This is a genomic window from Luteimonas suaedae, from assembly GCF_008312895.1.
In the GTDB taxonomy this organism is placed as follows: domain Bacteria; phylum Pseudomonadota; class Gammaproteobacteria; order Xanthomonadales; family Xanthomonadaceae; genus Luteimonas; species Luteimonas suaedae.
The window spans coordinates 48276-74354 of the sequence record NZ_VSSP01000010.1; the positions used below are offsets into that span (position 1 = coordinate 48276).

The 26079-nt window shown below is 69.6% G+C and carries 29 protein-coding genes; 10 read left to right on the top strand and 19 right to left on the bottom strand.

All coding sequences use genetic code 11. The features are described from left to right. Nucleotides 1–16: 16 nt before the first annotated feature. From mreD to FXO19_RS14380, 3 genes are all read right to left on the bottom strand, one after another. The gene (mreD, locus tag FXO19_RS14370) at nt 17–499 is read right to left on the bottom strand and encodes a rod shape-determining protein MreD (protein ID WP_149195801.1); all 483 of its coding nucleotides are present in this window, start codon (nt 497–499) and stop codon (nt 17–19) included. Next, the gene (mreC, locus tag FXO19_RS14375) at nt 496–1452 is read right to left on the bottom strand and encodes a rod shape-determining protein MreC (protein ID WP_149195802.1); all 957 of its coding nucleotides are present in this window, start codon (nt 1450–1452) and stop codon (nt 496–498) included. The genes mreD and mreC overlap by 4 nt, the downstream gene beginning before the upstream one ends. 132 nt (nt 1453–1584) lie before the next feature. Further along, nucleotides 1585–2628: a rod shape-determining protein gene (locus FXO19_RS14380; protein WP_149195803.1), complete on the bottom strand. Its 1044-nt coding sequence runs from the start codon at nt 2626–2628 to the stop codon at nt 1585–1587. 388 nt (nt 2629–3016) lie between these two features. Between FXO19_RS14380 and FXO19_RS14385 the strand changes: the two genes are divergently transcribed. Next, a complete protein-coding gene (locus FXO19_RS14385; protein WP_149195804.1) occupies nt 3017–3949 on the top strand; it encodes a carbohydrate kinase family protein in 933 nt (310 codons plus the stop codon). A 10-nt stretch (nt 3950–3959) separates the two neighbouring features. Then, nucleotides 3960–4790 (top strand): putative signal transducing protein, encoded by an 831-nt coding sequence (locus FXO19_RS14390; protein ID WP_255516448.1) that lies wholly within the window; start codon nt 3960–3962, stop codon nt 4788–4790. A 125-nt stretch (nt 4791–4915) separates the two neighbouring features. Here the strand turns inward: FXO19_RS14390 and FXO19_RS14395 are convergent, their stop codons facing one another. From FXO19_RS14395 to FXO19_RS14410, 4 genes are read right to left on the bottom strand one after another with little or no spacing between them, the layout of a single operon-like run. Then, nucleotides 4916–5644, bottom strand: coding sequence for a hypothetical protein (locus FXO19_RS14395; protein WP_149195806.1), 729 nt, complete (start codon nt 5642–5644; stop codon nt 4916–4918). Next, complete coding sequence (locus FXO19_RS14400) at nt 5641–6609, bottom strand: alpha/beta fold hydrolase (RefSeq protein WP_149195807.1); 969 nt, start codon at nt 6607–6609, stop codon at nt 5641–5643. The genes FXO19_RS14395 and FXO19_RS14400 overlap by 4 nt, the downstream gene beginning before the upstream one ends. A 3-nt stretch (nt 6610–6612) precedes the next feature. Beyond that, on the bottom strand, nt 6613–8637 hold the full coding sequence (locus tag FXO19_RS14405) for a M1 family metallopeptidase (RefSeq protein WP_149195808.1): 2025 nt from the start codon (nt 8635–8637) through the stop codon (nt 6613–6615). A 35-nt stretch (nt 8638–8672) separates the two neighbouring features. Continuing rightward, entirely contained in the window at nt 8673–9293 is a 621-nt protein-coding gene (locus FXO19_RS14410) for a TetR/AcrR family transcriptional regulator (RefSeq protein ID WP_149195809.1), read from the bottom strand. Between the two features lie 102 nt (nt 9294–9395). Between FXO19_RS14410 and FXO19_RS14415 the strand changes: the two genes are divergently transcribed. From FXO19_RS14415 to sugE, 3 genes are all read left to right on the top strand, one after another. After that, nucleotides 9396–10136 carry an SDR family NAD(P)-dependent oxidoreductase gene (locus tag FXO19_RS14415; protein ID WP_149195810.1) on the top strand — a complete coding sequence of 247 codons (741 nt, stop codon included), beginning with the start codon at nt 9396–9398 and terminating at the stop codon, nt 10134–10136. Then, nucleotides 10133–11326 carry an MFS transporter gene (locus FXO19_RS14420; RefSeq protein ID WP_149195811.1) on the top strand — a complete coding sequence of 398 codons (1194 nt, stop codon included), beginning with the start codon at nt 10133–10135 and terminating at the stop codon, nt 11324–11326. Before FXO19_RS14415 ends, FXO19_RS14420 begins: the two co-directional genes overlap by 4 nt. A 365-nt stretch (nt 11327–11691) precedes the next feature. Next, the gene (gene sugE / locus FXO19_RS14425) at nt 11692–12033 is read left to right on the top strand and encodes a quaternary ammonium compound efflux SMR transporter SugE (RefSeq protein WP_149195812.1); all 342 of its coding nucleotides are present in this window, start codon (nt 11692–11694) and stop codon (nt 12031–12033) included. A gap of 6 nt (nt 12034–12039) precedes the next feature. On the opposite strand, the gene ubiE is transcribed toward sugE, so the two are convergent. Next, nucleotides 12040–12798, bottom strand: a complete 759-nt coding sequence (gene ubiE / locus FXO19_RS14430) for a bifunctional demethylmenaquinone methyltransferase/2-methoxy-6-polyprenyl-1,4-benzoquinol methylase UbiE (RefSeq protein WP_149195813.1) — start codon at nt 12796–12798, stop codon at nt 12040–12042. 123 nt (nt 12799–12921) lie between these two features. Here ubiE and FXO19_RS14435 point away from each other — a divergent pair, with 123 nt between their 5' ends. From FXO19_RS14435 to FXO19_RS14455, 5 genes are all read left to right on the top strand, one after another. Continuing rightward, nucleotides 12922–13413 carry a GNAT family N-acetyltransferase gene (locus FXO19_RS14435; protein ID WP_149195814.1) on the top strand — a complete coding sequence of 164 codons (492 nt, stop codon included), beginning with the start codon at nt 12922–12924 and terminating at the stop codon, nt 13411–13413. Beyond that, nucleotides 13410–13862: a nucleoside deaminase gene (locus FXO19_RS14440; protein WP_149195815.1), complete on the top strand. Its 453-nt coding sequence runs from the start codon at nt 13410–13412 to the stop codon at nt 13860–13862. The genes FXO19_RS14435 and FXO19_RS14440 overlap by 4 nt, the downstream gene beginning before the upstream one ends. Nucleotides 13863–14016: 154 nt before the next feature. Next, complete coding sequence (locus tag FXO19_RS14445; RefSeq protein WP_149195816.1) at nt 14017–14742, top strand: helix-turn-helix domain-containing protein; 726 nt, start codon at nt 14017–14019, stop codon at nt 14740–14742. A 42-nt stretch (nt 14743–14784) separates the two neighbouring features. Continuing rightward, nucleotides 14785–15870 (top strand): hypothetical protein, encoded by a 1086-nt coding sequence (locus tag FXO19_RS14450; RefSeq protein WP_149195817.1) that lies wholly within the window; start codon nt 14785–14787, stop codon nt 15868–15870. 44 nt (nt 15871–15914) lie between these two features. Beyond that, nucleotides 15915–16361, top strand: coding sequence for an OsmC family protein (locus FXO19_RS14455; RefSeq protein WP_149195818.1), 447 nt, complete (start codon nt 15915–15917; stop codon nt 16359–16361). Between the two features lie 84 nt (nt 16362–16445). On the opposite strand, the gene FXO19_RS14460 is transcribed toward FXO19_RS14455, so the two are convergent. The 11 genes from FXO19_RS14460 to FXO19_RS14510 form a co-directional block, all read right to left on the bottom strand. Next, a complete protein-coding gene (locus FXO19_RS14460) occupies nt 16446–16847 on the bottom strand; it encodes a VOC family protein (protein WP_149195819.1) in 402 nt (133 codons plus the stop codon). Between the two features lie 256 nt (nt 16848–17103). Then, nucleotides 17104–17571, bottom strand: a complete 468-nt coding sequence (locus FXO19_RS14465) for an AAC(3)-I family aminoglycoside N-acetyltransferase (protein WP_149195820.1) — start codon at nt 17569–17571, stop codon at nt 17104–17106. Nucleotides 17572–17721: 150 nt separating this feature from the next. Beyond that, on the bottom strand, nt 17722–18120 hold the full coding sequence (locus FXO19_RS14470) for a type II toxin-antitoxin system PemK/MazF family toxin (RefSeq protein WP_149195821.1): 399 nt from the start codon (nt 18118–18120) through the stop codon (nt 17722–17724). Between the two features lie 61 nt (nt 18121–18181). Next, the gene (gene hslU / locus FXO19_RS14475; RefSeq protein WP_149195822.1) at nt 18182–19564 is read right to left on the bottom strand and encodes an ATP-dependent protease ATPase subunit HslU; all 1383 of its coding nucleotides are present in this window, start codon (nt 19562–19564) and stop codon (nt 18182–18184) included. A gap of 96 nt (nt 19565–19660) precedes the next feature. After that, the gene (gene hslV / locus FXO19_RS14480; RefSeq protein ID WP_149195823.1) at nt 19661–20212 is read right to left on the bottom strand and encodes an ATP-dependent protease subunit HslV; all 552 of its coding nucleotides are present in this window, start codon (nt 20210–20212) and stop codon (nt 19661–19663) included. Nucleotides 20213–20367: 155 nt separating this feature from the next. After that, on the bottom strand, nt 20368–21315 hold the full coding sequence (xerC, locus tag FXO19_RS14485; RefSeq protein ID WP_149195824.1) for a tyrosine recombinase XerC: 948 nt from the start codon (nt 21313–21315) through the stop codon (nt 20368–20370). Between the two features lie 206 nt (nt 21316–21521). Continuing rightward, nucleotides 21522–22196 carry a DUF484 family protein gene (locus tag FXO19_RS14490; RefSeq protein WP_149195825.1) on the bottom strand — a complete coding sequence of 225 codons (675 nt, stop codon included), beginning with the start codon at nt 22194–22196 and terminating at the stop codon, nt 21522–21524. Then, nucleotides 22193–23059, bottom strand: coding sequence for a diaminopimelate epimerase (dapF, locus tag FXO19_RS14495; protein ID WP_255516451.1), 867 nt, complete (start codon nt 23057–23059; stop codon nt 22193–22195). The genes FXO19_RS14490 and dapF overlap by 4 nt, the downstream gene beginning before the upstream one ends. Before the next feature lie 4 nt (nt 23060–23063). Beyond that, nucleotides 23064–23351, bottom strand: a complete 288-nt coding sequence (gene lptM, locus FXO19_RS14500; protein WP_149195826.1) for an LPS translocon maturation chaperone LptM — start codon at nt 23349–23351, stop codon at nt 23064–23066. 52 nt (nt 23352–23403) lie between these two features. Continuing rightward, nucleotides 23404–23802, bottom strand: coding sequence for a YbaN family protein (locus tag FXO19_RS14505; protein WP_149195827.1), 399 nt, complete (start codon nt 23800–23802; stop codon nt 23404–23406). Nucleotides 23803–23899: 97 nt separating this feature from the next. After that, nucleotides 23900–26056: a S9 family peptidase gene (locus FXO19_RS14510; RefSeq protein WP_149195828.1), complete on the bottom strand. Its 2157-nt coding sequence runs from the start codon at nt 26054–26056 to the stop codon at nt 23900–23902. Nucleotides 26057–26079: the final 23 nt, after the last annotated feature.

A 26079-nucleotide genomic window follows, 5' to 3' on the forward strand; every position in this document is an offset into this window, starting at 1 on the left:
CCGACCCGGCATCATGTCAGCGCGTCCTGCGTACCAGCCGGAGCGCGTCCAGCAGCACGAACAGCGGCGCCCACAGCAGCATGCCCAGCACCGGCGCCAGCCAGAACATCCACGGCAGCTGCGGCTCGCCCAGGGCGACGTGGATCGCGGCCGTGACCACGCGGTCGTTGAGCAGCAGCCCGCCGATCGCCAGCGCCTGCTGCGCCATCGGGAAGAACCGCAGCTGGTTGCGGAAGCGCTGCAGGATGAAGGCCATGATCGTCAGCCGCAGCGCCTGCTCGCCGAGCAGGCCGCCGAAGGCCAGGTCGCCGAGCAGGCCCACCAGAAAGGCGAAGCCGAGGCCGGCGCTGCCGCTGTCCTCGATCACCCAGTAGGCGACGACCAGCGCCAGCCAGTACGGGCGAAACGGCTGCAGGCCCGCCGGCAACGGCAGCAGGCCGAGCAGCAGCGCCACCAGGACGCTCAGCGGCAGCAGCCAGTGGCTGCGGGTACGCCTCATCGCGCTTCTCCGGCGCCGGCATCCGGCGGCTCGGGCAAGGCATCGGCGGGCGGCAGGACCGGCAGGCTGTCGCCGCGATCCATCTTGTTCCCCGCACCGGCCGGCTCCGGCGGCTGCGCCAGGTCCTGCAGCAGCAGCACATCACGGCCGCGATCGAGCCGCGCCGCCGGCGCCACGTCGCCGACCAGGAACGCACGGCTGTCGTCGGGTGCCAGCGCGGCGATGCTGCCGACCGGGAACCCGGCCGGGAAGCGTCCGCCGAGGCCCGAGGTGACCAGTTCGTCGCCAACCTCCACGTCGCTCGACAGCGGGACGTTCGGCAGTCGCAGCCGGTCGCTGCGCCCCTGCCCGTAGGCGATCAGGCGGACTCCGGTACGTGCCACCACCACCGGTATCGCGTGGTCGGGATCGGTGAGCAGCAGCACGGTCGCGGTGGTCGGGGTGGTCTCGATGATCTGGCCGACCACGCCGCCGGCGTCGATCACGCACTGGCCGTTGCGCACGCCGTCGCGGCTGCCGGCGCTGAGCATCAGCCGCTGCCGGGTCGGATCGAGATCGACATCGAGGATCGGCGCCAGCTGCACGTCCAGGCCGCCGCGCTCGGCGGCGCCGAGCAGTCCGCGCAGGCGCGCATTCTCCGCCGCCGCGGCCTGCAACCGCGCCAGCCGCGCGTTGCCGACCAGCAGTTCGTTGCGCAGGCGGCGGTTGTCCTCGGCCAGCAGCGAACGGGTGACGGCGTCCTCGCGCACGTTGCGCCCCAGCCGCGACGGCAGGCCCGCCAGCCACCACACCGGCTGCATCGCCACCGACGCCTGGGCACGGACGCGATCGAGCCAGTCACCGCGATGGTCGGCAACGATCAGCGCCACCGAGATCGCCAGGTAGGCCAGCAGCCGCAGGGTGCCGGCGACATCGCCGGAACGGGGTGCGGCGGGACTGGCATAGGAAGACATTTCGAGCCGTGATTGGTGATTCGTGATTGGTGATTCGTTGCAGTCGCCGCCGACCTGAAGGCGGCTACCTGAAGATCGCGCGGAACATCATAGGATTTTGCCAATCACGAATCACGAATCACCAATCACCCCTCATTCGGCGGCAAAGAACTCGTTGCCGTGCATGTCCAGCAGCTCCAGCGCGCGGCCGCCGCCGCGGGCCACGCAGGTCAGCGGATCCTCGGCGACCTGCACGTGCAGGCCGGTCTCCTCGCTGATCAGCCGGTCGAGGTCGCGCAGCAGCGCACCGCCGCCGGTCAGCACGATGCCGCGCTCGGCGACGTCGGCGCACAGCTCCGGCGGGGTCTGCTCCAGCGCCTGCTTGATCGCCTCGACGATGCCGGCCAGCGGCTCGCGCAGCGCGTCGAGCACCTCGGTGGAGCCGATCTTGATCATCTTCGGCACGCCCTCGGCCAGGTGCCGGCCCGAGACCTCCATCTCGACGTTGCGCTCCTGCGGATAGGCGCAGCCGATCTCCAGCTTGATCCGCTCGGCGGTGGACTCGCCGATCAGCATGCCGTGGTTGCGGCGCACGTAGTTGATGATCGACTCGTCGAAGCGGTCGCCGCCGATGCGCACCGACTGCGAGTAGACGATGCCGTTGAGCGCGATCACCGCGACCTCGGTGGTGCCGCCGCCGATGTCCACCACCATCGAGCCGCGCGCCTCGGTCACCGGCATGCCGGCGCCGATCGCCGCGGCCATCGGCTCCTCGATCAGCGACACGTCGCGGGCGCCGGCCTCCATCGCCGAGTCCTTGATCGCGCGCTTCTCCACCTGGGTCGAGCCGCAGGGCACGCAGATCAGCACCCGCGGGCTGGGGCGCAGGAACCGCGACTTGTGCACCTTGCGGATGAAGTGCTTGAGCATTTCCTCGGTGTAGGTGAAGTCGGCGATCACCCCGTCCTTCATCGGCCGGTGGGTGGTGATGTTGCCGGGGGTGCGGCCGAGCATCTGCTTGGCCTCGCTGCCGACCGCGGCGACCGCCTTCTGGCCGCCGACGCGGTCCTGGCGTACCGCCACCACCGAAGGTTCGTTGAGCACGATTCCCTGGCCGCGGACGAAGATGAGGGTATTGGCCGTGCCCAGGTCGATGGACAGGTCGTTGGAGAACAGGCCGCGGAACTTCTTGAACATCGGGGAATAGGGTCCGTCAGGGCGCCGTGCGCAGGGCCGGCGCTATCGAAAGTTGGAGGGGATCGGGAGCCGACAAGCCTAGCAAAAAGGCGCTCGGGCGTGGGGCGGATGCGGGGCGCACGGGCGCGGGTGAGTGGGGCGGCCCGCAGGGGCGGCCGGCCGGCGAGGCCCCGGGCGTCCGCCCGCTCCGGCGCGGCGGGTGGGGGCGACCCGGTGGGAGCGACGGAAGTCGCGACGTCCGCCGAGCCCGGTGTCGCGACTTCCCGTCGCTCCCACGTCTTGGCTCCCGCGTCCGGTCGGCAGCGGGGATCTGCCGCCCGGCGCCCGGCTGGCCTCGCCCTGCCCGGGCCGCTACCCTAGCGGGCTTCGAAAATCGAGTGCTGCGCCGATGTCGGTCCTGATCTGCGGTTCCCTGGCCTATGACACGATCATGGTGTTCCCCGACCAGTTCAAGAACCACATCCTGCCGGACAAGGTGCACATCCTGAACGTCTCGTTCCTGGTGCCGCGGATGCGCCGCGAGTTCGGCGGCTGCGCCGGCAACATCGCCTACAACCTCAAGCTGCTCGGCGGCGAGCCGATCCCGATGGCGACCGTCGGCCAGGACTTCGCCCCGTACCGGGAGTGGTTCGAGGAGATGGAGATTCGCCTGGACCAGGTGAAAGTGATCGACGAGCTGTTCACGCCGCAGGCCTTCATCACCACCGACCACGACAACAACCAGATCACCGCCTTCCACCCCGGCGCGATGATGCGCAGCTACGAGAACCACGTGAAGCACGTGGAAGGCGTGAAGTTCGGCATCGTCAGCCCCGACGGGCGCGAGGGCATGCTGCAGAACGCCGAGGAGTTCGCCGAGGCCGGCATTCCCTTCATCTTCGATCCCGGCCAGGCGATGCCGCTGTTCAACGGCGACGAGCTGCGCAACTTCATCGAGCAGGCGGACTACGTCACCGTCAACGACTACGAGTCCAACCTGCTGCAGGAGCGCACCGGCTGGAGCGAGGAGCAGATCGCCGGCAAGGTGGAGGCCTACATCGCCACCCGTGGCCCCAAGGGCGCGATCATCCGCGCCGGCGACAAGGTCTACGACATCCCGCCCGCGCACGAGCGCCGCGTCACCGATCCCACCGGCTGCGGCGACGCCTTCCGCGCCGGGCTCATCTTCGGCCTCACCGGCGGCTACGACTGGATGACCACCGGCCGCATCGCCAACCTGATGGGTGCGCTCAAGGTCGAGCACCCCGGCACCCAGAACCAGCGCTTCGACTACGCCGAATTCGCCGAGCAGTTCCGCCAGCAGTTCGGCTACGCGCTGTAGAAGGCGGCGCGTGATCCGCATCTACGAAGCTGCGCACCTGGCCGATGCCCACATGGTGCGCGAGCTGCTCGTGCGCGAGGGAATCGCCGCGCACATCCAGGGCGAATACCTGCAGGGCGCGCTGGGCGAGATTCCCGTTAGCGGCCAGATCGGCGTGACGGTAGCTGCGCCGGACGCACCGCGCGCGCGCGCGATTGTTCTGGACTGGGAGCGGGCCGTGCCGGAACGACTCACCGATGCGGAGGAGGCTCCCTCCGGTGCGCAGGCTGCGGCCCCGGTGCGCAGCCGGGTCTCCCTTCCGGCCACCTTCGGCGCGGGCCTGCTGCTGGGCGCCGGCGGTTGCTGGTTGCTGCTGGTGGGCCCGGAGCAGACCGTGCCGGCGGACGAGGACGATGACGGCATTGTCGAGACGAGCTACGTGCACACGGGCGAGCGCCTGCGGCGGATCGAGATCGACCGCAACGGCGACGGCACGCCGGACCTGGTGCATTTCAGCGACTGGCGAGGGCGACCGGTCCGCGATACCTACGACGACGACTTCGACGGGCGCATGGAAACACGGGTGCGCCACCGCGGTGTCGTCTGGCACGAGACCACGACCGATGACGACGGCGATGGCCGCATCGACTACCGGGCCGAGGCCACCGCCGGCGTGCTGTTCCGCGAGACCTGGTATGACCATGAAGGCCGCGAAATCAAACGCATTGTCTATGAAGGGGGGCTGCCGGTCCGCGGCACGTTCGACAGCGACGGCGACGGCCGCCCCGACATCGAGCGGCGCTACGATGCCCGTGGCGAGATCGTTGCGATCCGGCAGTTGGGAGCGGCGGACCGACGCTGAACCGCACGCCCGGCGCGGAACCTAGCGCCGCCGCATTGCGACCGCAGGCATCGCGACTCCCGTCGCGCCCACATGCCGAATGCCCCTACCTTCGCGGACGGCCCTTCTGCAGGAGGCGGGAGCGCCTAATCCCAGCCCGGCATCCGCGAGCGGTCCAGGCCGCCGACCTCGAACACCGCGGCGCGGGTGCCGCCGGCCTTGACCGGGAACTCGACCGTCAGCGTCTTCGCGCCCTCGGTCATCCGCCACAGCGCCGCCTCGTCCTCGATGAACATGGCGATCGCCTCGTCGGTGTCGGGGCGGTTGGCGGCCATGCGCCGCGGTTCGCCATCGTCGACGGTCACCGGCACCCGGCAGGCGCGGCCACAGGCGAAATCGCCGGCCTGCAGCACCAGGTAGCTGCTGCGGCCCCAGGACGGGTGGTCGCGGAAGATCAGCCGCACCGGTTTGGCGCCGCTGCCGTCGGTATCGACGTCCTCGCGTGCGTAGATTGCGGCCGAGCGCTGCTGCCCGCCCTTCACTTCCTGCACGTTGTAGCTCCACAGGCCGGCGGTGCGCGCGTCCTCGCGCAGTGCGTCGGCCTTCGCCTTCACCTCGTCGAACTGCGCGCGCACGCGCGTGGCGGCCTCGGTATCGGGGAAGCGCGCCAGCAGCACGTCGGCCTGGGCCTTGGCCAGCGGCCAGTTCTCCTCCGCGACGGCGGCGTCGAAGCCGGCAGCCGCCTCGCCGGCGGCGCGTTCGTTGGCGGCGGCCTGCGCTTCGGCGCGCGCCTGCGCCTCGGCCTCGGGATCGCCGCAGGCCGGCAGCGCCAGGGCCGCCAGCAACAGTGCCAGGGTGGGATTGCGAAGATTCATGCGGGTCTCGCCTCCTCGATCAGGGCCGTCACCGCGGCGGCGACGGCATCGGGTCGTTCCATCAGGGTCATGTGGCCGCTGCCCTCGAGCAGCAGTGTGCGCGCATGCGGGATACGTTGCGCGAACAGGTTCAGCGCGCTGGGGTCGATCACCTGATCCTGCGCGCCCCAGACCAGCAGCGCGGGCTGCCGGATGTCCGCCGCCGCCTCGCCGGGCAGGAAGCGCGCCTCGCCACGGCCGATGCGGTCCAGCACCGATTGTTCGAATGCGCCCTCGCGGCGGCGGTGCGCGATCACCGCGTGCGCAGCCGGCCACGGGATCGGCGGGCGCGCGCTGCAATCGTGGAACAGCAGCGACAGGTACCGCTCGAGCGACGCCGCATCGCTGACGCCGAACGGATTGCCGCCGTCGAGCACCTCGAGCCCGAAGCGGTTCTCGCCGAACTCCACGCCCGAGGCGTTGAGCAACGCGACCCGGTCGATCAATTCCGGGTACCGCGCGGCCGCCACCGCGGCGATGCCGCCGCCCATCGAGTGCCCCAGCAGCACCACCGGGCGCTCGCTGACGGCACGGATGAAGGCGGCGGCGCGGGCGGCCTCGGCGGCATAGCCGTAGTCGTCGCCGTCGTTGCGCTGGCTGTCGCCCCAGCCGGGAAGATCGGGAATGACCAGCCGGTAGCGGTCGCGCAGCCGTGCCGCCAGGCGGTACCAGTTCTCCTTGCTGCCGGTGTAGCCGTGCAGCATCACCATGGTCGGCGCGTCGGCGTGCGCTGCCGCACGCTCGACCCAGGTCCAGGTACAGCCGTCGATGCTGCGCCGGTGCCGGCGCAGGCCGAGTGCGCGGCGCTGGCGCGCGTATTCGGCGCGCACCAGCCGGTACGGATCGCGCCACAGCGCGAACGCCAGGACGATCGCGCAGGCGAGCGCCGCGACGCCGGCTACCGACGCGACCGTCGCGGCGTCCATGGCTCAGTCGGCCGACGGCGCCTGCGGCCTGGTGCTGTCGGCCTCGGTCTCAACGTCCGCCGCATCCGGCGGCGTCACCGCCGGAGCGGGCTTCGGCTTCGCCTCGTCGAGGGTCTTCTGCACCGACGCGGTGGCGATCGGGTGGTAACCGGGGCGCGCACGCTCGAATACGCGCCTGGCGAACGCCAGCCCCTCCTCGCTCTGCGCCAGCGCCTCGTACACCGGCATGATCAGCTTGCGACGGCCGATCCGCTGCAGGAACGCGCTCATCGGCTCGTAGGCGATCGCATAGCCGCTGCGCACCGCCAGCGGATACCAGCGCATCGCCAGTTCGCCGTTGGGCGTGCCGGAGAAGCTGTAGGCGGTGTCGAGCTGCGACATCTGCTCCAGGGTCAACGTTTCCGGCATGCCCTCGAGGAAGTGGATCCACTCCTGTGTGGTCCAGTCCGCGGTCATCGACTGCGGCGGCAGCTGTTCGCTGCCGAGCCAGGCCAGCCGCGCCGAATCCACCAGCCCCAGGCGCGGCGACAGCACCTGCGGCGCCGAGGCGGGAATGCCGGGCTCGTACAGCCACTCTTCCAGCTCGGCCTCGGTCACCGCGTCGGGCTTCTTCGGCAGCAGCTCCGCCTTTGCGTACTCGACGAAGGTCGCGGTGGAGATGCTCTGGAAGGCGAAGTGGTCGAAGTAGCCGCGCAGGAACGCATCGAGCGTCTCGCGGCCGAAGCGCTCTTCCAGGAACTGCAGGAACCAGGCGCCCTTGTCGTAGGCGACCGCGCCGAAGGTGTCGTCGGGGTCACGGGCATCGCCCGGACGCACCGCCAGCACCTGCAGCTCGGAACGCGTGTCGGCGAGGTCTTTCTGCAGGCCGTCGCGCGCGATCACGAATTCCATGTCGGCGATCTCCTTGCCGTACAGCGCCTCGACGATGCGGTTCTCCACGTACGAGGTGAAGCCCTCGTTGAGCCACATGTCCTTCCAGCTGGCGTTGGTGACCAGGTTGCCGGACCAGCTGTGCGCTAGCTCGTGCGCGATCAGCGACACCAGCGACTTGTCGCCGACGATCACCGTGGGGGTGATGAACGATAGCCGCGGATTCTCCATGCCGCCGAACGGGAACGACGGCGGCAGGATCAGCAGGTCGTAGCGTTCCCAGCGGTACGGCCCGTACAGCTGCTCGGTGGTACGGATCATCTCCTCGGTGTCGGCGAACTCGGCCACCGCGGCGTCGACGGTGGCCGGCTCGGCCCACACGCCGGCGCGCTGCGAGATCGGCTTGAACACCAGGTCGCCGGCGGCGATCGCCATCAGGTAGGACGGGATCTTCTGCGGCATCCCGAAGGTGTAATCGCCGTCGCGTTCCGCGGCCGGGTCGTTGTCGGCGCTCATCAGCACCATCACGTCCGGGCGGGAGGCGATCTTCGCGCTGTAGGTGTAGCGCACCGACGGCGTGTCCTGCAGCGGCACCCAGCTGCGGGCGTGGATCGCCTGCGACTGGCTGAACATGAAGGGCAGCTCGCCGCCCTCGGTCATCGACGGCTCCAGCCACTGCAGGCCCGAGGCCTCGGGCGAGGTGCGGTAGGTCACGCGCACCATGGCATTGCGCTCGGGGGTCTCGATCACCAGCCGGCTGCCGAGCAGCGCGTCGGGCGCGTCGAGCGTGTACTGCAGGGATTGCCAGCCACCGTCGGCCTGGCCTTCCACCTGTTCGATGGTCAGGTCGCGGGTGTCGAGCACCAATTGGGTCGCGCCGTCGTCCTTCCAGTCGAGCGTGTAGGTGGCGGTTCCGGCCAGGGTCTTGCTGTCGAAATCGAGCGCCAGGTCGAGCGCCAGATCGTCGATGACGACTTTCTCCGGCTCGGCGTAGGAATGTTCGTCGCGGTCTTCGGTGGACACGGCGGTCTCCGGCCGGGCGGTGGGGGCCGCGGTTTCGGGAGTGGGTTCGCGCTGGCAGCCGGCGGCGAACAGGGCGAGCAGCGACAGCGCCATGAGGGGGATCAGGCGGCCGGATCGAATCGGGGGATAACGCATGGAGGGCAAATCCTCGGCGGATCGGGCCTGGGAGTTTACCGTTCCGGGCATGGGCTCGGGTCCGCCGCGGCATCCCACGCATGCATCGCGTGGTCGATGATCCGCTGCAGGCGCCGCCGCGACGCACCCGCGCGCGCCTGCAACGACAGGCCCTGCAGCAGCGCGTCGTAGTAGCCGGCGAGCGCGCCGACATCGGCGCTCGGCGGCAGTTCGCCCTCGCCGACCGCGCGTCGCAGCCGGCGCAGCAGTGCTTCGGATACCGCGCGCTGGCTGGCGGCGAGGCGGGCGCGCACGGCGGTGTGCTCGGGTGCACAGCTGGCGGCGGCGTTCACCACCAGGCAGCCCGGCGGGGTGGCGGGATTGCAGTAGGCATCGGCGTTGTCGCGCAGCATCGCCTCCACCGCCGCGCGCGCCGTCGGCTGCTCGCGCATCGCCCGGGCGGTGGCGTTCTCTTCCTGCTCGTAGCGGGCCACGGCCTCGGCGAACAGGGCTTGCTTGTCGCCGAAGGCGGCGTACAGGCTCGGGCGGTTGATGCCCATCGCCGCGGTCAACTCGCCGATCGAGGCGCCGTCGTAGCCGCGCTCCCAGAACACGTGCATCGCCGCGCACAGCGCGGCATCGCGGTCGAAGCCGCGTGGGCGGCCACGGACGCTCATGGATGGAACGTTCTTTTTCATACCGAGTTGAACATAAATCCCTTGACGCACGGATTCAAGCGCGCATCATTTACCTACCATTAGGTACATAAAGGAAACCACATGACGCAATTGACCGGCAAGACCGCACTGGTGACCGGCGGCAGCCGCGGCATCGGCGCGGCGATCGCCACGCGGCTGGCGCGCGAAGGCGCCGATGTCGCGCTGACCTACGTCAGCTCGGCCGAACGCGCGGGCGCGATCGCCGCGACGATCGAGGCGAGCGGACGCAGGGCGCTGGCGATCGCCGCCGACAGCGCCGATCCGCAGGCGGTGGCCGCCGCGGTGGAGCGCACCGTGGCCGAGCTCGGCCGGATCGACATCCTCGTCAACAATGCCGGCATCTTCCCGTACGAGCCGCTGGAAGCGGTCACGCTGGAGACCTTCGACCGCGCCATGGCGATCCACGTGCGCGCCTCCTTCGTCGCTGCGCAGGCGGCCGCGCGCCACATGCGCCAGGGCGGACGCATCATCAACATCGGCAGCTGCCTGGCCGAACGCACCGGCGGCCCCAACATGACCGTGTACGCGGCCAGCAAGGCGGCGCTGACGGGGCTGAGCAAGGGCCTGGCACAGGATCTCGGTGCGCGCGGTATCACCGTCAACGTCGTTCATCCCGGCCCGGTCGACACCGACATGAATCCGGCCGATGCCGAGGCCGCCGACGCGCAACGACAGGGGCTGCCGTTGGGGCACTTCGGGAGCGCGGACGATGTCGCGGCGATGGTCGCGCACCTGGCCGGCGACGGCGGGCGCTTCGTCACCGGCGCGGCGATCTCGGTCGACGGCGGGTTCAGCGCGTGAACGCAGTGCCGCGATCGCAGGCGGTATCGACGATCGCGGCACCCGCATCGCGCGCCGGCGTGGCCACGATGCTCGCCTTCGCCACCGCGGTGGTGGTGGCCACGGAATTCCTCGTGGTGGGGCTGCTGCCGGGCATGGCGCGCGATCTCGGCGTGCCGATCGCCTCGGCCGGTGCGCTGGTGTCGGGTTTCGCGCTGTCCGCGGCCCTGTTCGGAGCGCCGCTGACGCTGCTGGGCGCGCGGCTGGCGCCGCATCGCGTGCTGGTTGCGGTGCTGCTGTGCTTCGCCGCCGGCAATCTGTTGATCGCATGGCTGCCGGGCTATCCGCTCGTGCTCGCGGTCCGTGTGGTCGAGGGGGCGAGCCTGCCGGTGCTGATCAGCGTCGGCAGCGCGGCGGCCGCGCGGCTGGCCGGTCCGGGCCGGGCAGGCCGCGCCGTGGCGCGCGTCTACATCGGCGTGGTGGCGGCGCTCGCCCTGGCGATACCGGCGGGCGTGCTGCTGGCCGATCGCGTCGACTGGCAGGCGAGCTTCGCCGTGCTCGCACTGGCGGCGGCCGCGGCGGCGGCATGGCTGGCCGCGGCGTTTCCGCGGCTGGATGCTTCCACGCCGGGGCCGGTCCGGGCCCAGGTCGCGATCCTGCGACGTGGCCGGTTCCAGACCCATCTGCTGCTGTCGGCGTGCCTGACTGCGGCGACGTTCGCCGCCTACACCTACCTGGCGGCGTGGTTGGAGGCGGTCGCCGGCTACGGCAGCACCGGCATCGCCATCGTCCTGATGGTCTTCGGCACGATGGGCATCGCCGGCAACTGGATCGCCGGACGCCTGGCCGACCGCGGGCCGGTCACGGCCAGCATCGGCGTGGCGCTGCTGCTGGCGTCGATCCTGGCCGCCCTTTCATTGACGGGCGGCGATACGCTGCTGTTCGCGCCGTTGCTGGCCATCTGGGGCATGGCGCAGGCAGCCATACTGCTGCTGTGCCAGGTGCGGACGATGCTCGCGGCGCCGACGGCACCGGCCTTCGCCGCCGCGCTCAACCTTTCGGCGTGCAATCTCGGCATCGCCGGCGGCGCGATCGCGGGCGGCTGGACGATCGCGCAGTTCGGCGTCGGCGCGATCGGATTCGCGGGTACCGCACTGGCGCTCTGCGCGCTCGCCGTGGCCGCTGCGCTGCGCTCGGCGGCATCCGGATGAGATCCCGATCGGCTGAAGGCGACAGGCGCATTCCCCTTCTCCCCTTCGGGGCGAAGGGGTGCGTTTGCGAGCCACTGGCTCGCGCACCCCTGAACGCCCTGCGCGCTGCGTAGGGCTGGGCGCGAAGCGAGATGGCCCGAAGCACCTGCCCCGAGTGCTTTGGTCGAGGGGCCGGATAAGGGTACGACGAAGGCGGAATGGTTCAGCCCACTGTCGCTTCGCCGTACCCTCACCCCACCCCCTCTCCCGAAGGGAGAGGAGCTGCAAAGCCGGCCGCCGGAAAAAGCCTCCCCTGCGAAGGCTGGCGTCAACCTTTAACAGTCCCCGGGCAGAGCCGGGGATCTGCTTCGGATAAATCACCCACCATGCACACGCCATCGACAACCACGCTCGCCTGGATCCTGCTGATCGTCGCCGGCCTGCTCGAGATCGTCTGGGCGATCGCGCTCAAGCAGAGCGACGGATTCTCCCGGCTCTGGCCCAGCGTGCTCGGCCTGACGACAGCGGCGATCAGCTTCGCCCTGCTCACCTTTGCGCTCAAGGACCTGCCGGCCGGCACCGCTTACGCGGTGTGGGTGGGCATCGGCGCGCTCGGGGTGGCCGCGGTCGGCATCCTCGCCCTCGGCGAGAGCGCGTCACCGGCACGGCTGGGCTGCCTGCTGCTGATCCTGGTCGGCGTGGTCGGCCTCAGGTTCATCGAGACCTAGGGGCCGTCACACCCGGTAGCCGTCATGGATGGCGACGATGCCGCCGGAGAGATTGCGGTAGCGGCAGCGCGCGAATCCGGCGCCTTCCATCATCGCCTTCAATTCATCCTGCGGCGGATGCTTGCGGATCGATTCGGCGAGATATTGATAGCTGTCGGCGTCCCGGGCGAACAGCTTGCCCAGCCGCGGCAGCACCTGGAAGGAGTGGAAGTCGTACAGCGGCCGGAACCAGTCCGCCTGTACCCGGGAGAATTCCAGCACCCGCGCCTGGCCACCCACCTTGAGCACGCGATGCATCTCGCGCAGCGCCGCGTCCTTGTCGGTGACGTTGCGCAGGCCGAAGGCGATCGTGACCAGGTCGAAGCTGGCATCGGGGAACGGCAGCGTTTCAGCGTTGCACTGCACGTACTCGAACCCGCGCACGTGGCCGCGGTCGGTCATGCGGTCGCGGCCGACCCGCAACATGGCGCCGTTGATGTCGCCGAGCACCAGCGCGCCGTCGTCACCGACGCGCTCGCGCAGCAGCGCGGCGATGTCGCCGGTGCCGCCGGCCAGGTCGAGCACGCGGTCGTCGCGCTTGACCTGCGCGGTGGCGACGAAATAACGCTTCCATACCCGATGGATGCCCAGGCTCATCAGGTCGTTCATCAGGTCGTAGTTGCCGGCGACCGACGAGAACACCTCGCCGACCAGCTTCTGCTTCTCGGCGGCCGGCACTTCGCGGAAGCCGAAGTGGGTGGTGCCGGACTTGTCGGATGCGCTCATGGGCCGATTATCGCATCGTTCGCCCCCCCGCCTGTAGGAGGGGCTTCAGCCCCGACCTCTCTCGGGAATGACAAAACGCCGCCACCGAGGAGCGAGGACCCGCGCGATGGCATCATCTCCGGCATGCAAACGCCCTTTCCCCTGCGCTGGCAGATCCGACGCTTCCGCGAACTCGACCTCGACGCGCTCTACGGCCTGCTCAAGCTGCGCGCCGAGGTGTTCGTGGTCGAACAGAACTGCGCCTACCTCGATCCCGACGGCAAGGACCGCCATCCCGACGCCCTGCACCTGCTGGGACTGACGGAAGACGGCACGCTGGCGGCGTACCTGCGCATCCTGCCGCCAGGGCTCGCCTTCCCGCAGGTCAGCTTCGGCCGTGTCCTGATCGGAGCGCCGTTCCGCGGTCGCGGCCTGGGCGAACCGCTGTTGCGCGAGGCGCTGCGCGCGATCGACCTGCAATGGCCGGGCGCCGACGTGCAGATCGGCGCGCAGGCGCACCTGCAGGATTACTACGGCAGGCACGGCTTCGTGCCCTGTTCCGAACCCTTCCTGGAAGACGACATCCCCCATGTCCGCATGCTGCGCCGCGCGCGCGCGCCGGAGAGCACGACATGACCGCCCCCGACTACGCCGCCATGCTCGAGATCGCCGTCGCCGAGGCCCGCCGGGGCCTGGCCGAGGGCGGCATCCCGATCGGCGCCGCCCTGTTCCACCGCGACGGCCGCCTGCTCGGCCGCGGCCACAACCGCCGCGTGCAGGAAGGCGACCCGTCGGTGCACGGCGAGACCGACGCCTTCCGCAAGGCCGGCCGGCAGCGCAGCTATCGCGACACCGTCATGGTCACCACCCTTGCCCCGTGCTGGTATTGCAGCGGCCTGGTGCGGCAGTTCGGCATCGGCACGGTGGTGGTGGGCGAGTCGGTCAACTTCCAGGGCGGCACGGACTGGCTGCGCGAGCACGGAACCGAAGTGGTCGACCTCAACGACGCCAGCTGCATCCGCATGCTCGGCGACTGGATCGCCACACACCCAGAGGTGTGGAACGAGGACATCGGCGAGGATTGACGCCGTCGCGGGGCGAACCATTGTCGGCCGTACCCGGTCGGCGCATGCGTCCGGCGCACGGCAGGCTTCTCTGGAAGGTCCGGCGGAGACTCGTCGGTCTGTGGCATGACTTCCGGTCGATGCCGGCAATGGTCCTCCGGCGGATGATCGGGCCATGCATGCCGCCGCTGCCTATCTCTCGCGTCATGACCGCGCCTCCACGCTGCCGACGCATCGCCATCGCGGCGGCTACGCGGCGCTGGTGCTCGACGGCAGCCATGTCGAGACCAGCATTGACGGCGCTTGGCGCTGCGAGCCCGGTACGCTCGTGCTGCATCCGCCCTGGCATGCGCATGGCAACCGCTTCGGCGGCGCCAAGGTCCGAGTGCTCAACCTCGAGCTGCCCGCCAACGGCCACGGATGCGACGTCCGTGTGTTGCGCGTGCATCACCTGAAGGAAGCACGCGAGACCCTGGCGCGCGCGCCCGAGCGCATCGAAGAACTCGCTGCCGCCGCGACTGCGGTCGAGCGGTTCGCCCTGCCGGATTGGCAGTCCGCGTTCCTGCGCGAACTGCGGGACAGCGATGCGCCGGTCGGCGCGATCGCCGCCGAACTGGGCGTGTCGTTCGCGCACGCCAGCCGCGGCTTCAAGCGCACGCACGGCATGTCACCCCAGGCCGCGCGCCGTGAGCTGTGCTGGCGTCGCGCACTGGCGCTGCTGGCCGGCAATGCCTCGTTGGCGGCGATCGCGGCGCAGGCGGGGTTCGCCGACCAGAGCCATCTGACGCGGCTGTGCCGCCTGCACACCGGCGCCACGCCGTCCGCGCTGCGCCGCGAGATCAAATCCGTTCAAGACGCCGGCTCTCCGGCGATGATGCAATCGCGTCCAGGGGCGGCCTGAACGATCCGCATGCGGCCGCCCGCCTTCGACGGAGCCGATGCGATGAAGACGATCCTGTTCCTGGCCTGCCTTGCCTTGCTCGTCGCGCCAGGCACAACGGCACAGGCGCGACCGCTCCCGGAAAGCGCGCCCGCCGCCCGCGCCGCGGTCGCCGAGGCCGACAGCGCGGTGCTACAAGGCGACGTGGCGCGGGCGCTGCGGGCGCTTTCCGCCGTGCCTGCCGATGCGTTCCGCGGTCCCGACCGGGACCAACGCGCCTGCATGCTCGGGCGTTTCGACCGGCGCGCGCCGCCGTACCTCGCCGCCGCGGTCGACGATCCCTTGGTCCGGGATGTGCTCGCGGCCTATCAGACGTACTGGTGGCGCGCCCTGACCGCGCCCGTCAAGCGCGCCGAACTCGAGCGGGCGCTGTCGCGGGAGCTGCGTGCCCTGCTCGCCTCCGCGGACGTGGAAACTGCCGGCGACGATCTCGACGCACTGGAACAGCCGCTGTCGGCGGCGCTCGCGCAGCGCGGCTATCACGCCGTGCTGGGGCGGACGCCGCCGTTGCGCGAGCTGATGCTGTGGCGACGGCAGGACGAGCGTGCGTTCGAGGTCGATCTGCCGGAAGGCCAGCAGCGCGTGCGCGTCGACCTGCTGGACGATTTCGCAGCGCTCGGCTGGAGCGCGTACGGTCGCTGCGACTACGGCTCCAACGGCGGCTGGGCGACCGCGGAGAAACTGTTCGCGGTGGTGCCGGTCTATCGCGAGGGACTCGACAGCGAGAAGTTCCGCGTCGTCTTTCTTGGCCACGAAGCCCAGCATTTCGCCGACCAGAACCGATTCCCCGACCTGCAGCCGTGGGAACTCGAATACCGCGCCAAGCTGGTGGAACTGTCCATGGCCGAGACCGTGAGCGAAAAGCGGTTGCGTGGTTTCATGACCGCCCAGAGCGACGACACCGATTCGCCGCACACCTATGCCAACAAGCGCGTGGTCGCGGACCTGCGCACGAAGCTGGACGCAGATCCGGACGCCGTACCCCTGACGCGGCTGCAGTCGGCGGCCCACGAGTTGCTGCTCGAGGACAGCGCACGCCGCGAGGCCGCGGCGATGTCCAGGCCGGCGCCGGACGCGCCGCACCGGTGACCGCCGGCGCTACCATGAGCGCTCCCCCGCACAGGAGCTGACGCATGTCCGAGCACCGCGCCTCGATCCGCTGGACCCGCGGCGACACGCCGTTCGAATACCAGCGCTACCCGCGCGATCACATCTGGGAATTCGACGGCGGCCAGCGCATCGCCGCCTCCGCCGCGCCCGGCTACCTGGGCAGTGAACAGGCCGTGGACCCGGAGGAGGCGCTGGTCGCGGCGCTCTCCTCGTGCCACATGCTCACGCTGCTGGCGATCGCGGCCAAGAAGGGCTGGACCGTGGACCGCTATGAGGACGACGCCGCCGGCATCCTGGAGAAGAACGCCGACGGCCGGCTGGCCATCACCCGGGTGACGCTGCGCCCGACGATCGTCTTCGCCGACGGCGCCGCGCCGGACGCCGACGCCCTGGCGCGCCTGCACGCCCAGGCGCACGAGCACTGCTTCATTGCCAACTCGGTGAAGACCGAGGTCGAGGTCGTTTCGTAGGCTGCCCGCATCGATAACCGGCGGAGAGGCGGCACCCGCAGGACCGGCTTCGTTTCGAAATGCCGGCGCCGCCTTTGGGCGCCCTCACGTCCCGCTGCGCGGCTGCAACAGATCCCACATGTTGCCGTACAGGTCGAGGAACACGGCGACGGTGCCGTATGCTTCCTCCTTCGGCGCGCGCACGAACACGACACCCCTGGAGCGGTAGGCTGCGTAGTCGCGCCAGAAGTCGTCTGTGTACAGGAAGAGGAACACCCGGCCACCGGTCTGCGCGCCGATGCGGGATTCCTGCTCCGGGCTCGACGCTCGTGCCAGCAGCAGTCCGCTCCCGGTCGCGCCGGGCGGCGACACCACGACCCATCGCTTGGACTGCTCGGGAACGAAGGTGTCCTCGACCAGCCGAAACCCGAGCTTGCCGACGAAGAACGCCAGCGCTTCGTCATAGTCGCGGACGACGAGCGAAACGAGACCGATGGATTGCTTCACTGAACGGCTCCCGATGGACTCCGAAAAATAGCACCCAGGCCAAGCCCGCGGGACGGCGGGTTGCGAAGCCTCGCTGGTCTGCCGTCATGGACCGCCCCTTGTGGGAGCCACGGAAGTCGTGGCAACCGGACGCAGCGTAGTCGCGGCTTCCCGGTGGCGGCATGCCGCCAGCACTCCCACAGAAGAGGAGTGCGCCACCTGGTTGCCCGCTGTAGGACCGGTGATGGCACGAAGCAAAGATTGGCGCGGGGGCGCTTCAGCCCGGCGGCGGTTCCGGCTCGATGTCGAAGTGCATGACGTCCTCCCGCACCCCCAGCTTGGTATACAGCGCCACGGCAGGATCGTCCCCGTAATCGGCTTGGACGTAGATAACGTAGGCGCCAATTTCCGAAGCAATGCGCTTGAGTTCGTTGATCAACGCGGTCGCGATCCCACGGCGGCGATGCGTTTGCTTCACGGCCAGATCGTAGATGTAGATTTCCTTGCGGGCCTGCTCGAACTTCGGCAGCACGTAGGCCGCGAGCCCTCCCACGGGCTCCAACCGGTCCAGAGCCGCGACGGCGACAAAGCCGGGATTCGCCAACAGTTGCGCGAGATAGCCCGTGTCCGGCTGGTGGCCAGAATAGGTCGGAACGTCGTCGAACGCCGCGCCGAACATGTGCAGCATCGCGTGCATCAACGCGATGTCATCAGGCGTCAGCCGGCGCACTTCATATGGAGTCATGCGGACAACCTCTTTCGCTCGAGCCCTGCACTGGTCCGATCCCGGATGGGCCCTTGGTGCGCCACGGGCATCACAAGACCGCCGTTCGCACAATCGGATCAGCGCGTTCTGGCTGCGCGGGTTCGGTTCTGCGGGCCACCGCGCCGCCGTCTAGCGGCCGCGGAAGTAAGATGCCTGAAGGAAGCGCAGCGCTGCAACGACCTGATCGACACGCTGGCTGGACAGCGCTCCGATGCGCTCGCCCAGGCGGTTCTTGTAGAGCGACGAGACCTGGGAGGCCATCACGATGCTTTGCTTGCCCAGGCCGCCTTCGCCGGACTCCAGAAGGATGCTGCCGGGCTCGGATACGCGATTGAGATTGGTGGTCAGCGCGCAGACCACGACGGAGGCGATCCTGGAGTGGTTGAAGACGTCATCCTGCACGACGACGTGAGGATGCGGCGAACCCGGCACGGCGCCTTTCGACTCGTCGGGCGCAACCCAGAAGATGTCGCCCCGGTTGATCGGGAATCCGTGCCGTATCGCCTGCTCTTTCGCTTCTCTGTCCATATACGAATCCGACTGCATCAATGGCCCGATGTTTGCGTCAAGCCAATCGGCGCGCGGGTGGTCAGAGAATGTAACGGCTCAGGTCCGGATCCTCCACCAGCCCGCCCAGTTGCGCGTCGACGTAGGCACGGTCGATGGCCACGCTGCCGCTCCTGTCGGGGGCCTCGAAGCTGAGGGTGTCGAGCAGGCGCTCGAGCACGGTGTGCAGGCGGCGGGCGCCGATGTTTTCCTGGCGCTCGTTGACCTGGGCGGCGATCTCGGCGAGGCGGTCGACCGCCTCGGCCTCGAAGCGCAGCTCCACGCCCTCGGTCTTCATCAGCTCGACGTACTGGGTGGTGAGCGCGGCGCGCGGCTCGGTGAGGATGCGGACGAAATCCTCCTTGGTCAGCGCCGCCAGTTCCACGCGGATCGGGAAACGGCCCTGCAGTTCCGGGATCAGGTCGCTGGGCTTGGCGACGTGGAAGGCGCCGGAGGCGATGAACAGGATGTGGTCGGTCTTGACCGATCCGTACTTGGTGCTGACGGTGGAGCCTTCCACCAGCGGCAGCAGGTCGCGCTGCACGCCTTCGCGGCTGACGTCACCGCCGCCGATGTTCTCTCCGCGCTTGGCGACCTTGTCGATCTCGTCGATGAAGACGATGCCGTGCTGTTCGCAGGCCTCGATGGCGGCGTCGCGCACCTCGTCCTCGTTGATCAGCTTGCCGGCCTCCTCCTCGATCAGCTGCGGGCGCGCAGCCTTGATGGTGAGCTTGCGGCTCTGGGTCTTGCCGCCGGACAGGCTGGAGAACATCTGCCGCAGCTGCTGGCCCATTTCCTCCATGCCGGGCGGGGCCATGATGTCGACGCCCACCTTCATGCTGAGCTCGAGCTCGATCTCGCGATCGTCCAGTTCGCCGGCGCGCAGCTGGCGACGCAGCTTCTGTCGGGTGTCGGACTCCTGCTGCGCGGGCTCGGCGCCGATGTCGACGGTGGCGCTCTGCTGCGCGCCGAAGCCGAAGGCGGGCGCCGGCGATTCGCGCCGCGGCAGCAGCGCATCAAGGATACGGTCCTCGGCGCGCTCCTCGGCGCGGGTGCGCACGCGCTGCTTGGCCTGCTCGCGATACAGCTTGACCGCCGTGTCGGCCAGGTCGCGGACGATCTGCTCGACGTCCTTGCCGACGTAGCCAACCTCGGTGAAGCGGGTGGCCTCGACCTTGACGAACGGCGCGTTGGCCAGGGTGGCCAGGCGGCGGGCGATCTCGGTCTTGCCGACGCCGGTGGGGCCGATCATCAGGATGTTCTTCGGCATCACCTCGTTGCGCAGATCGTCGTCGAGCTGCATGCGGCGCCAGCGATTGCGCAGCGCGATCGCCACCGCACGCTTGGCCTGCTGCTGGCCGACGATGTGGTGGTCGAGCTCCTGCACGATCTCGCGCGGGGTCATGGTGGAATTCGCTTCGCTCATGGGAATCGGGAATCGGGAATGGGGATTGGGTAAAGGCACGAGGCTGCCGCGGGCGGGAAGGAGGGCTCTTTCGATTCCCTATTCCCTATTCCCGATTCACAGCTCTTCGACCACCACATTGCGGTTGGTATAGATGCACACGTCGCCGGCGATCTTCAGCGCCTCGACGGCGATGGCCTTGGCATCGAGTTCGGTGTGGGCATGCAACGCGCGCGCGGCGGACAGCGCATAAGGGCCGCCGGAACCGATCGCGACCAGGCCGTCCTCGGGCTCGATCAGGTCGCCGGTGCCGCTGATGATCAGCGAGGTCTCCTTGTCGGCGACGACGAGCAGCGCCTCGAGCTTGCCGAAGCGGCGCTCGGTGCGCCAGTCCTTGGCGAACTCCACCGCCGCGCGCAGCAGCTGGCCGTGTTTCTCCAGCTTGGATTCGAACAGTTCGAACAGGGTGAAGGCGTCGGCGGCGGCGCCGGCAAAGCCGGCCAGCACCTGGCCGTCCTTGCCCAGGCGGCGCACCTTGCGCGCGTTGGCCTTCATCACGGTATTGCCGAGCGTCACCTGGCCGTCACCTGCGATGGCGACACGGTCGCCGCGGCGCACCGAGACGATGGTGGTGGCGTGGAACACGTCGGGGTTGCGGCTGGGATCCATGCGGTCTCCGGGGTCGAATCCCTTGTGTGGGGATGGAGACGGGCGGAGGCAAGGGGCTGCGGGAGCGGGATATGCCTGGGATCGTGTTTCGGGCGCGGCTTTGCGTTCGGGGGTATCGCGCGCATGGCGCGCTTCTATGAAAAACCGCGGGGGCCTTAGTCGGAATCGCCGGGTTCCTTGGTCCGACGGCGGCGTGCACGCGGATGGGCGTCGTCGTAGATCTTGGCCAGATGCTGGAAGTCCAGGTGCGTGTAGATCTGGGTGGTGGCGATGTCGGCGTGGCCGAGCAGTTCCTGCACGCCGCGCAGGTCGCCGGAGGATTCGAGCACGTGGCTGGCGAATGAGTGCCGCAACAGGTGCGGATGCACGCGCTTGAACAGGCCCTGGCGCTGCGCCAGCAGGCGCAGGCGCAACTGCACCGCGCGCGGCGTGATCGGCTTGCCGCCGCGGCCGGGGAACACCGGCGCATCGGCGGCGGCGCCGGTCTCCGCGCGCCATTCGGCCAGGGCGCGACGCGCGTGCGAGCCGACCGGCACGCTGCGCTGCTTGCTGCCCTTGCCGAGCACGGTCACCAGGCCGTCGTCGAGCTGCAGGTCGCGCCAGCGCAGCGTGCACAGTTCCGACAGGCGCAGGCCGGAGGAATAGAACAGCTCCAGGATGGCGCGGTCGCGCAGGCCCAGCGGCACGTCGGTGGGCACTTCCACCAGGGCCTTGGCTTCGTCGGGATCAAGCACCTGCGGCAGCTTGCGCGCACCCTTCGGCGCGCGGATGCCGGCGCTGGGATCCGCCTGGATGCGGCCGTGGCGCAGCAGCCAGCGATAGAAGCTGCGGCAGGCCGAAAGGCGCCGCTGCAGGCTCTTCGACGACAGGCCGCGGCGGTATTCGGCGGCGACGAAGTCGCGCAGGCGGGCGTTGTCGAGTTGCACGATGTCGCCGGTCCCGTGCTGGTCGACCCATTCGGCCAGCGCACGCAGGTCGCGGCGGTAGGCGTCGAGGGTGTGGGGGGACATGCGCTTTTCGACTTCGAGGTGGCGGAGGTAGTCGGCCACCGCTGCGGCTGGCGCGGTTTCGGGTCGGCGGTCGCGGATGTCGGCGGGGGTCATCGGGTTTTACCGCGCTTCGATGGCGGCCGGGCGGCGGGGTCGCGGGCCTGGGTCCCGGCCTGCGCCGGGATGACGGGGCTGGGGGCCGTGACGGGTGCGTGGTTGCTGGTGCCGGCGGGAGTCATGGGTTCCGGGTGGCTTCGTGGGGCCGGGCGGGCCGCAGGCCGGATTTCGGCGTTCGCCGGGGTGGCGATTCGTTCGGCCGGTCAGGCGTCGAAGCGCTTGAGGGCGACGGCGAACGCCTCGCCCATCATGCGCAGGAACAGCGTGCCCATGCCGGGATAGAAGCGGTTCGGCTCGCGGCTGCCGACGGCCACCAGGCCGATGCCCTCCAGCGGCAGCAGCGCGCTCGACTGCACCTCGTCGACGCGGGCGCCGTACAGCACCGCCTGCTTGTCCGGATGCAAGCGGCCGCACAGCGGCTCGTCGCTCTTCAGGCAATCGGCGAACGGTTGCAGCAGGCGGTCGTCGCGGGCGATGACCTGCAGCCACTCGGCATCGTCCAGGCCCGGCACCGGCGCGAACAGCACGATCCGCACCAGATCGCCGTTGAAGTCCTCGGCCAGCGACGCCGCCATCGCGCGCACGGTGCCGGCGGCGTCGACCTGCCGCATCAGCGCCAGGGTGAGCTGGTGCGTGCGCACCGCGAGGCGCTCGTTCTCCTGCGACACGGCGTACAGGTCCTGCAGCCGCCGCGAAAGCTCGCGGTTCTTGTCGCGCAGCACTTCCAGCTGGTAGCTGGCCAGCGACGCGGCCGGGCCGTCCTCACGCGGCACCACCAGGCTCAGCGCCAGATCCGGAAACTGCTGCAGGAACTTCGGATGGCGCCGCAGCCAGGCGGCAATCTCGTGCACGCCGATCTTCTCGATGGTCTCGCTCATGCGATCCACTCCCCTTCGTAAACGAATATGGCCGGTCCGGCCATGGTGATCTCGTCGGCGTCGCGCGGCCAGGCCAGGCGCAGGGTGCCACCCGGCAGCACGACGTCGAGTTCGCGGTCGATGCGGCCGCGCCGCACCAGCACCGCGACGGCGGCGCAGGCGCCGCTGCCGCAGGCCAGGGTCTCGCCGACGCCGCGCTCGTACACGCGCAGGCGAACGCGATCGCGCGCGGCGATCTCGGCGAAGCCGACGTTCACCGACTCCGGGAACGCGGCATGCCGCTGCAGCGCCGGGCCGAGAACGGCGACCGGTGCATCGTCGACGGCATCGACCTCGATCACCGCATGCGGGTTGCCCATCGACACCGCGCCGAACGTCACCGCCGCGCCGTCGAGGTCGAGGTCGAGGGTGTAGGCGTCCTGCGCCGAATCGAAGCCGGCAAGCGGCACCGAGGCCGGGGTGAAGTCGGGCACGCCCATGGCGATGCGCAGATCGCCACCGTCGAGGCATTCGACCGCATGGGTCCCGGCCGGGCTGTCGAGCAGGAAACGCGGGCCCTGCGCAGCGCCGTCGCGCAGCAACCAGGCGGCGATGCAGCGCGCGCCGTTGCCGCACTGGCGCGCGACGGAGCCGTCGGCGTTGAAGATCCGATAACCGGCCGCCGCGTCGGCGCTGCGCGCCGGCTCCACGGTCAGGATCTGGTCGCAGCCGACACCGGTATGGCGGTCGGCGAGCGCCCGGCACAGCGCCGGCGTGGGCGGCGGTGCGCCGTCGCGCAGGTCCAGCACCACGAAGTCGTTGCCGGCGCCGTGCATCTTGCTGAAACGCAGGCCCGCACCCGGCCGCGGCGTGCCGTCGCCCATGGCCTCAGCCGCCGCCACCGTCGGTGTCGTCGTTGCCGCTGTCGTCTTCTTCGATGTCGTCGATGTCGGGCGACGGCAGCATGTCCACGCTGGGCGCGGTGCCGTCGTCGTCGGCGTCGTCCACGGGAGGTGGCGCGTCGCTGTCGTCTTCGGAGTCCTCGCCTTCGACGGGCGCGGCTTCGGTTCCGGTGCCGTCCGGTGGCGGACGCACCAGGTCGCCCTTGTTGCCGCAGGCGGCGAGCGGCAGCAACAACAGCAGGAGGATGGCGATGGCAAGGCGACGTGCGTTCATGCCCGCAGTGTAGCCGCAGCGGCCGCGGCGAGAAACGCTTGCGCCGATCCGTTCATCCGGCATCCGGGGGTTCCGGCCGCAACCACAGCCAGGCCGCGACGATCGCCATGCAGGCGACCGGCAGCGCCGTCATCCACCAGCGGTGCGCCGGGAACAACGGCATGACCAGCAGCAGGATCGCCGCGCAGGCCGCCATCGCGGCGGTCGCCATCCATTTCGCGCGGCGGCTGACCGCGCCGTGCGCCTGCCAGTCGCGGATCATCGGGCCGAAACGCGGATGCACCAGCAGCCAGCGATGCAGGCGCTCGGAGCCGCGGGCCGCGGCCCAGGCGGCGATCAGGATGAACACCGTGGTCGGCAGGCCGGGCACGAACACGCCGACCAGGCCGAGGCCGAGGCTGGTGTAGGCCAGCAGCCACCAGGCCCAGCGGAAGCGCGCGCGTTCGGTCATGACTGCATGATATCCGTGCAGCGCACGTCCACTGTAAACATCGTCATTCCCGCGAAGGCGGGAATGACGAGAAGAATGACGGGGCCGGGATTACGCCTCAGCGCACGTCGAGGCGGTCGATGAGGAAGGCGTACATCTCCGACAGTTCGCGGTAGCGGCGGAAGCGGCCGGACTTGCCGCCGTGGCCGGCGTCCATGTTGGTGCGGAACACCACGGTGCCCTCGCCGGTGTTGAGGTCGCGCAGCCGGGCGACGTACTTGGCCGGTTCCCAGTACTGCACCTGCGAGTCCCACAGCCCGGTGCCGACGAACATCGCCGGATAGGCCTGCGCCTCCAGATTGTCGTACGGCGAGTACGAGAGCATGTAGTCGTAATAGTCCTTCTGCTCCGGGTTGCCCCACTCGTCGTACTCGTTGGTGGTCAGCGGAATGCTCGGGTCGAGCATGGTGGTGACCACGTCGACGAACGGCACCTGCGACAGGATCACGCGGTACTTGTCCGGTGCCATGTTCGCCACTGCGCCCATCAGCAGGCCGCCGGCACTGCCGCCATAGGCGGCGACGCGATCCTTCGCAGCGTAGCCTTCCTGCACCAGGTAGTCGGTGACGTCGATGAAATCGGTGAAGGTGTTGACCTTGTTGAACAGCTTGCCGTCGTCGTACCACTTGCGGCCCATCTCCTGGCCGCCGCGGATGTGGGCGATGGCGTACACCATGCCGCGGTCGAGCAGGCTGACCACGGTCTGGTTGAAGCCCGGGTCCATCGAGGCGCCGTAGCTGCCGTAGGCGTACTGCAGCAGCGCGGCCTCGCCGTTCTTCTCGAAGCCCTTGCGGTAGACCAGCGACACCGGGATCTTCGTACCGTCGCGCGCCTCGGCCCACAGGCGCTCGGTGACGTACCGCGCCGGGTCGTAGCCGATCACCGGCTGCTGCTTGAGTAGGCGGCGCTCGCCGGTGGCCACGTTGACCTCGTAGGTGGTCGACGGCGTGGTCATCGAGGTATAGCCGTAGCGCAGCCACTCGGTGTCGGGCTCGGCATTGACCGACAGGCCCATCGAGTACGCGGGCTCGTCGGCCTTCACGTATTCCTCGCTGCCGTCGGGCTTGATCACCCGCACCCGCTCCAGCGCCTGGGAACGCTCCTCGATGGCGGTGAAGCCGTCGAACAGCTCGAAGCCCTCGATGAAGACGTCGTCGCTGTGCGGCAGCCATTCCTGCCACTGCTCGCGCGAGCGCGCGTCGGTCGGCGCGGTCATGACCTTGAAGTTGGGCGCGTCCTGGTTGGTGCGGACCACCCAGCGGCCGCCGTGATGGTCAGCGCTGTACTCGATGTCGCGCTGGCGCGGCGCGAACACCGCGAATTCACGCGGATCGGCGGCCGGCGCGCAGCGCATCTCCGAGGACACCGTACTCTCGACCTGGATGCAGATGAAGGCGTCGTCGCGGGTACGGTCGATCCCCATGTAGAAGCTGTCGTCGGGCTCCTCGTAGACCAGCACGTCGTCTGCCACCGGCGTGCCGAGCACGTGCTTCTTCACCCGCTTGGTGAGCAGGGTCTCGGGATCGTTCTCGATGTAGAACAGGGTGCGGTTGTCGTCGGCCCAGACCAGGTTGGCCGACACCCCGGGGATGGCGTCCGCCAACACCTCGCCGGTCTCCAGGTCCTTGAAACGCACCGTGTATTGGCGACGGCCGCTGGTGTCGTCGGCGTAGGCCAGCATGCGGTTGTCCTGGCTGACCTCCCAGTCGCCGACGTTGTAGTAGTCCTTGCCCTCGGCCAGCGCGTTCACCTCGAGCAGGACTTCCTCGCCGGCGGTATCGCCGGCATCGTTGGCGCGCTGGATCGTCGCGGCGTCGAGCCCGTCGGCGTCGCGGCGCCGGGCATGGACCGGATAGTCGCGGCCGGTCTCGAAACGGGTGTAGTACCACCAGCCGCGCTCGCGGTACGGCACCGAGCTGTCGTCCTGCTTGATGCGGCCGACGATCTCCTCGTACAGCGCATCGCGCAGCGGCTTCAGCGGTGCCATCACCGCATCGACATAGGCGTTCTCGGCCTGCAGGTAGGCGATGACGGCCTTGTCCTGACGGGTATCGTCGCGCAGCCAGTAGTACTCGTCGTTGCGCACGGCGCCATGCGGCGCCTTGACCTCGTAGGGCTTCTGCGCGGCGTCGGGCGGGGCGGGCATGTCATCGTTGGCGAGAGCGGTCGTGGTCATCAGCAGCAGCGCGGGAAGGAGGAAGGGGCACGGGTTCATGGATGGGGTCCGCAGGTGCGTGT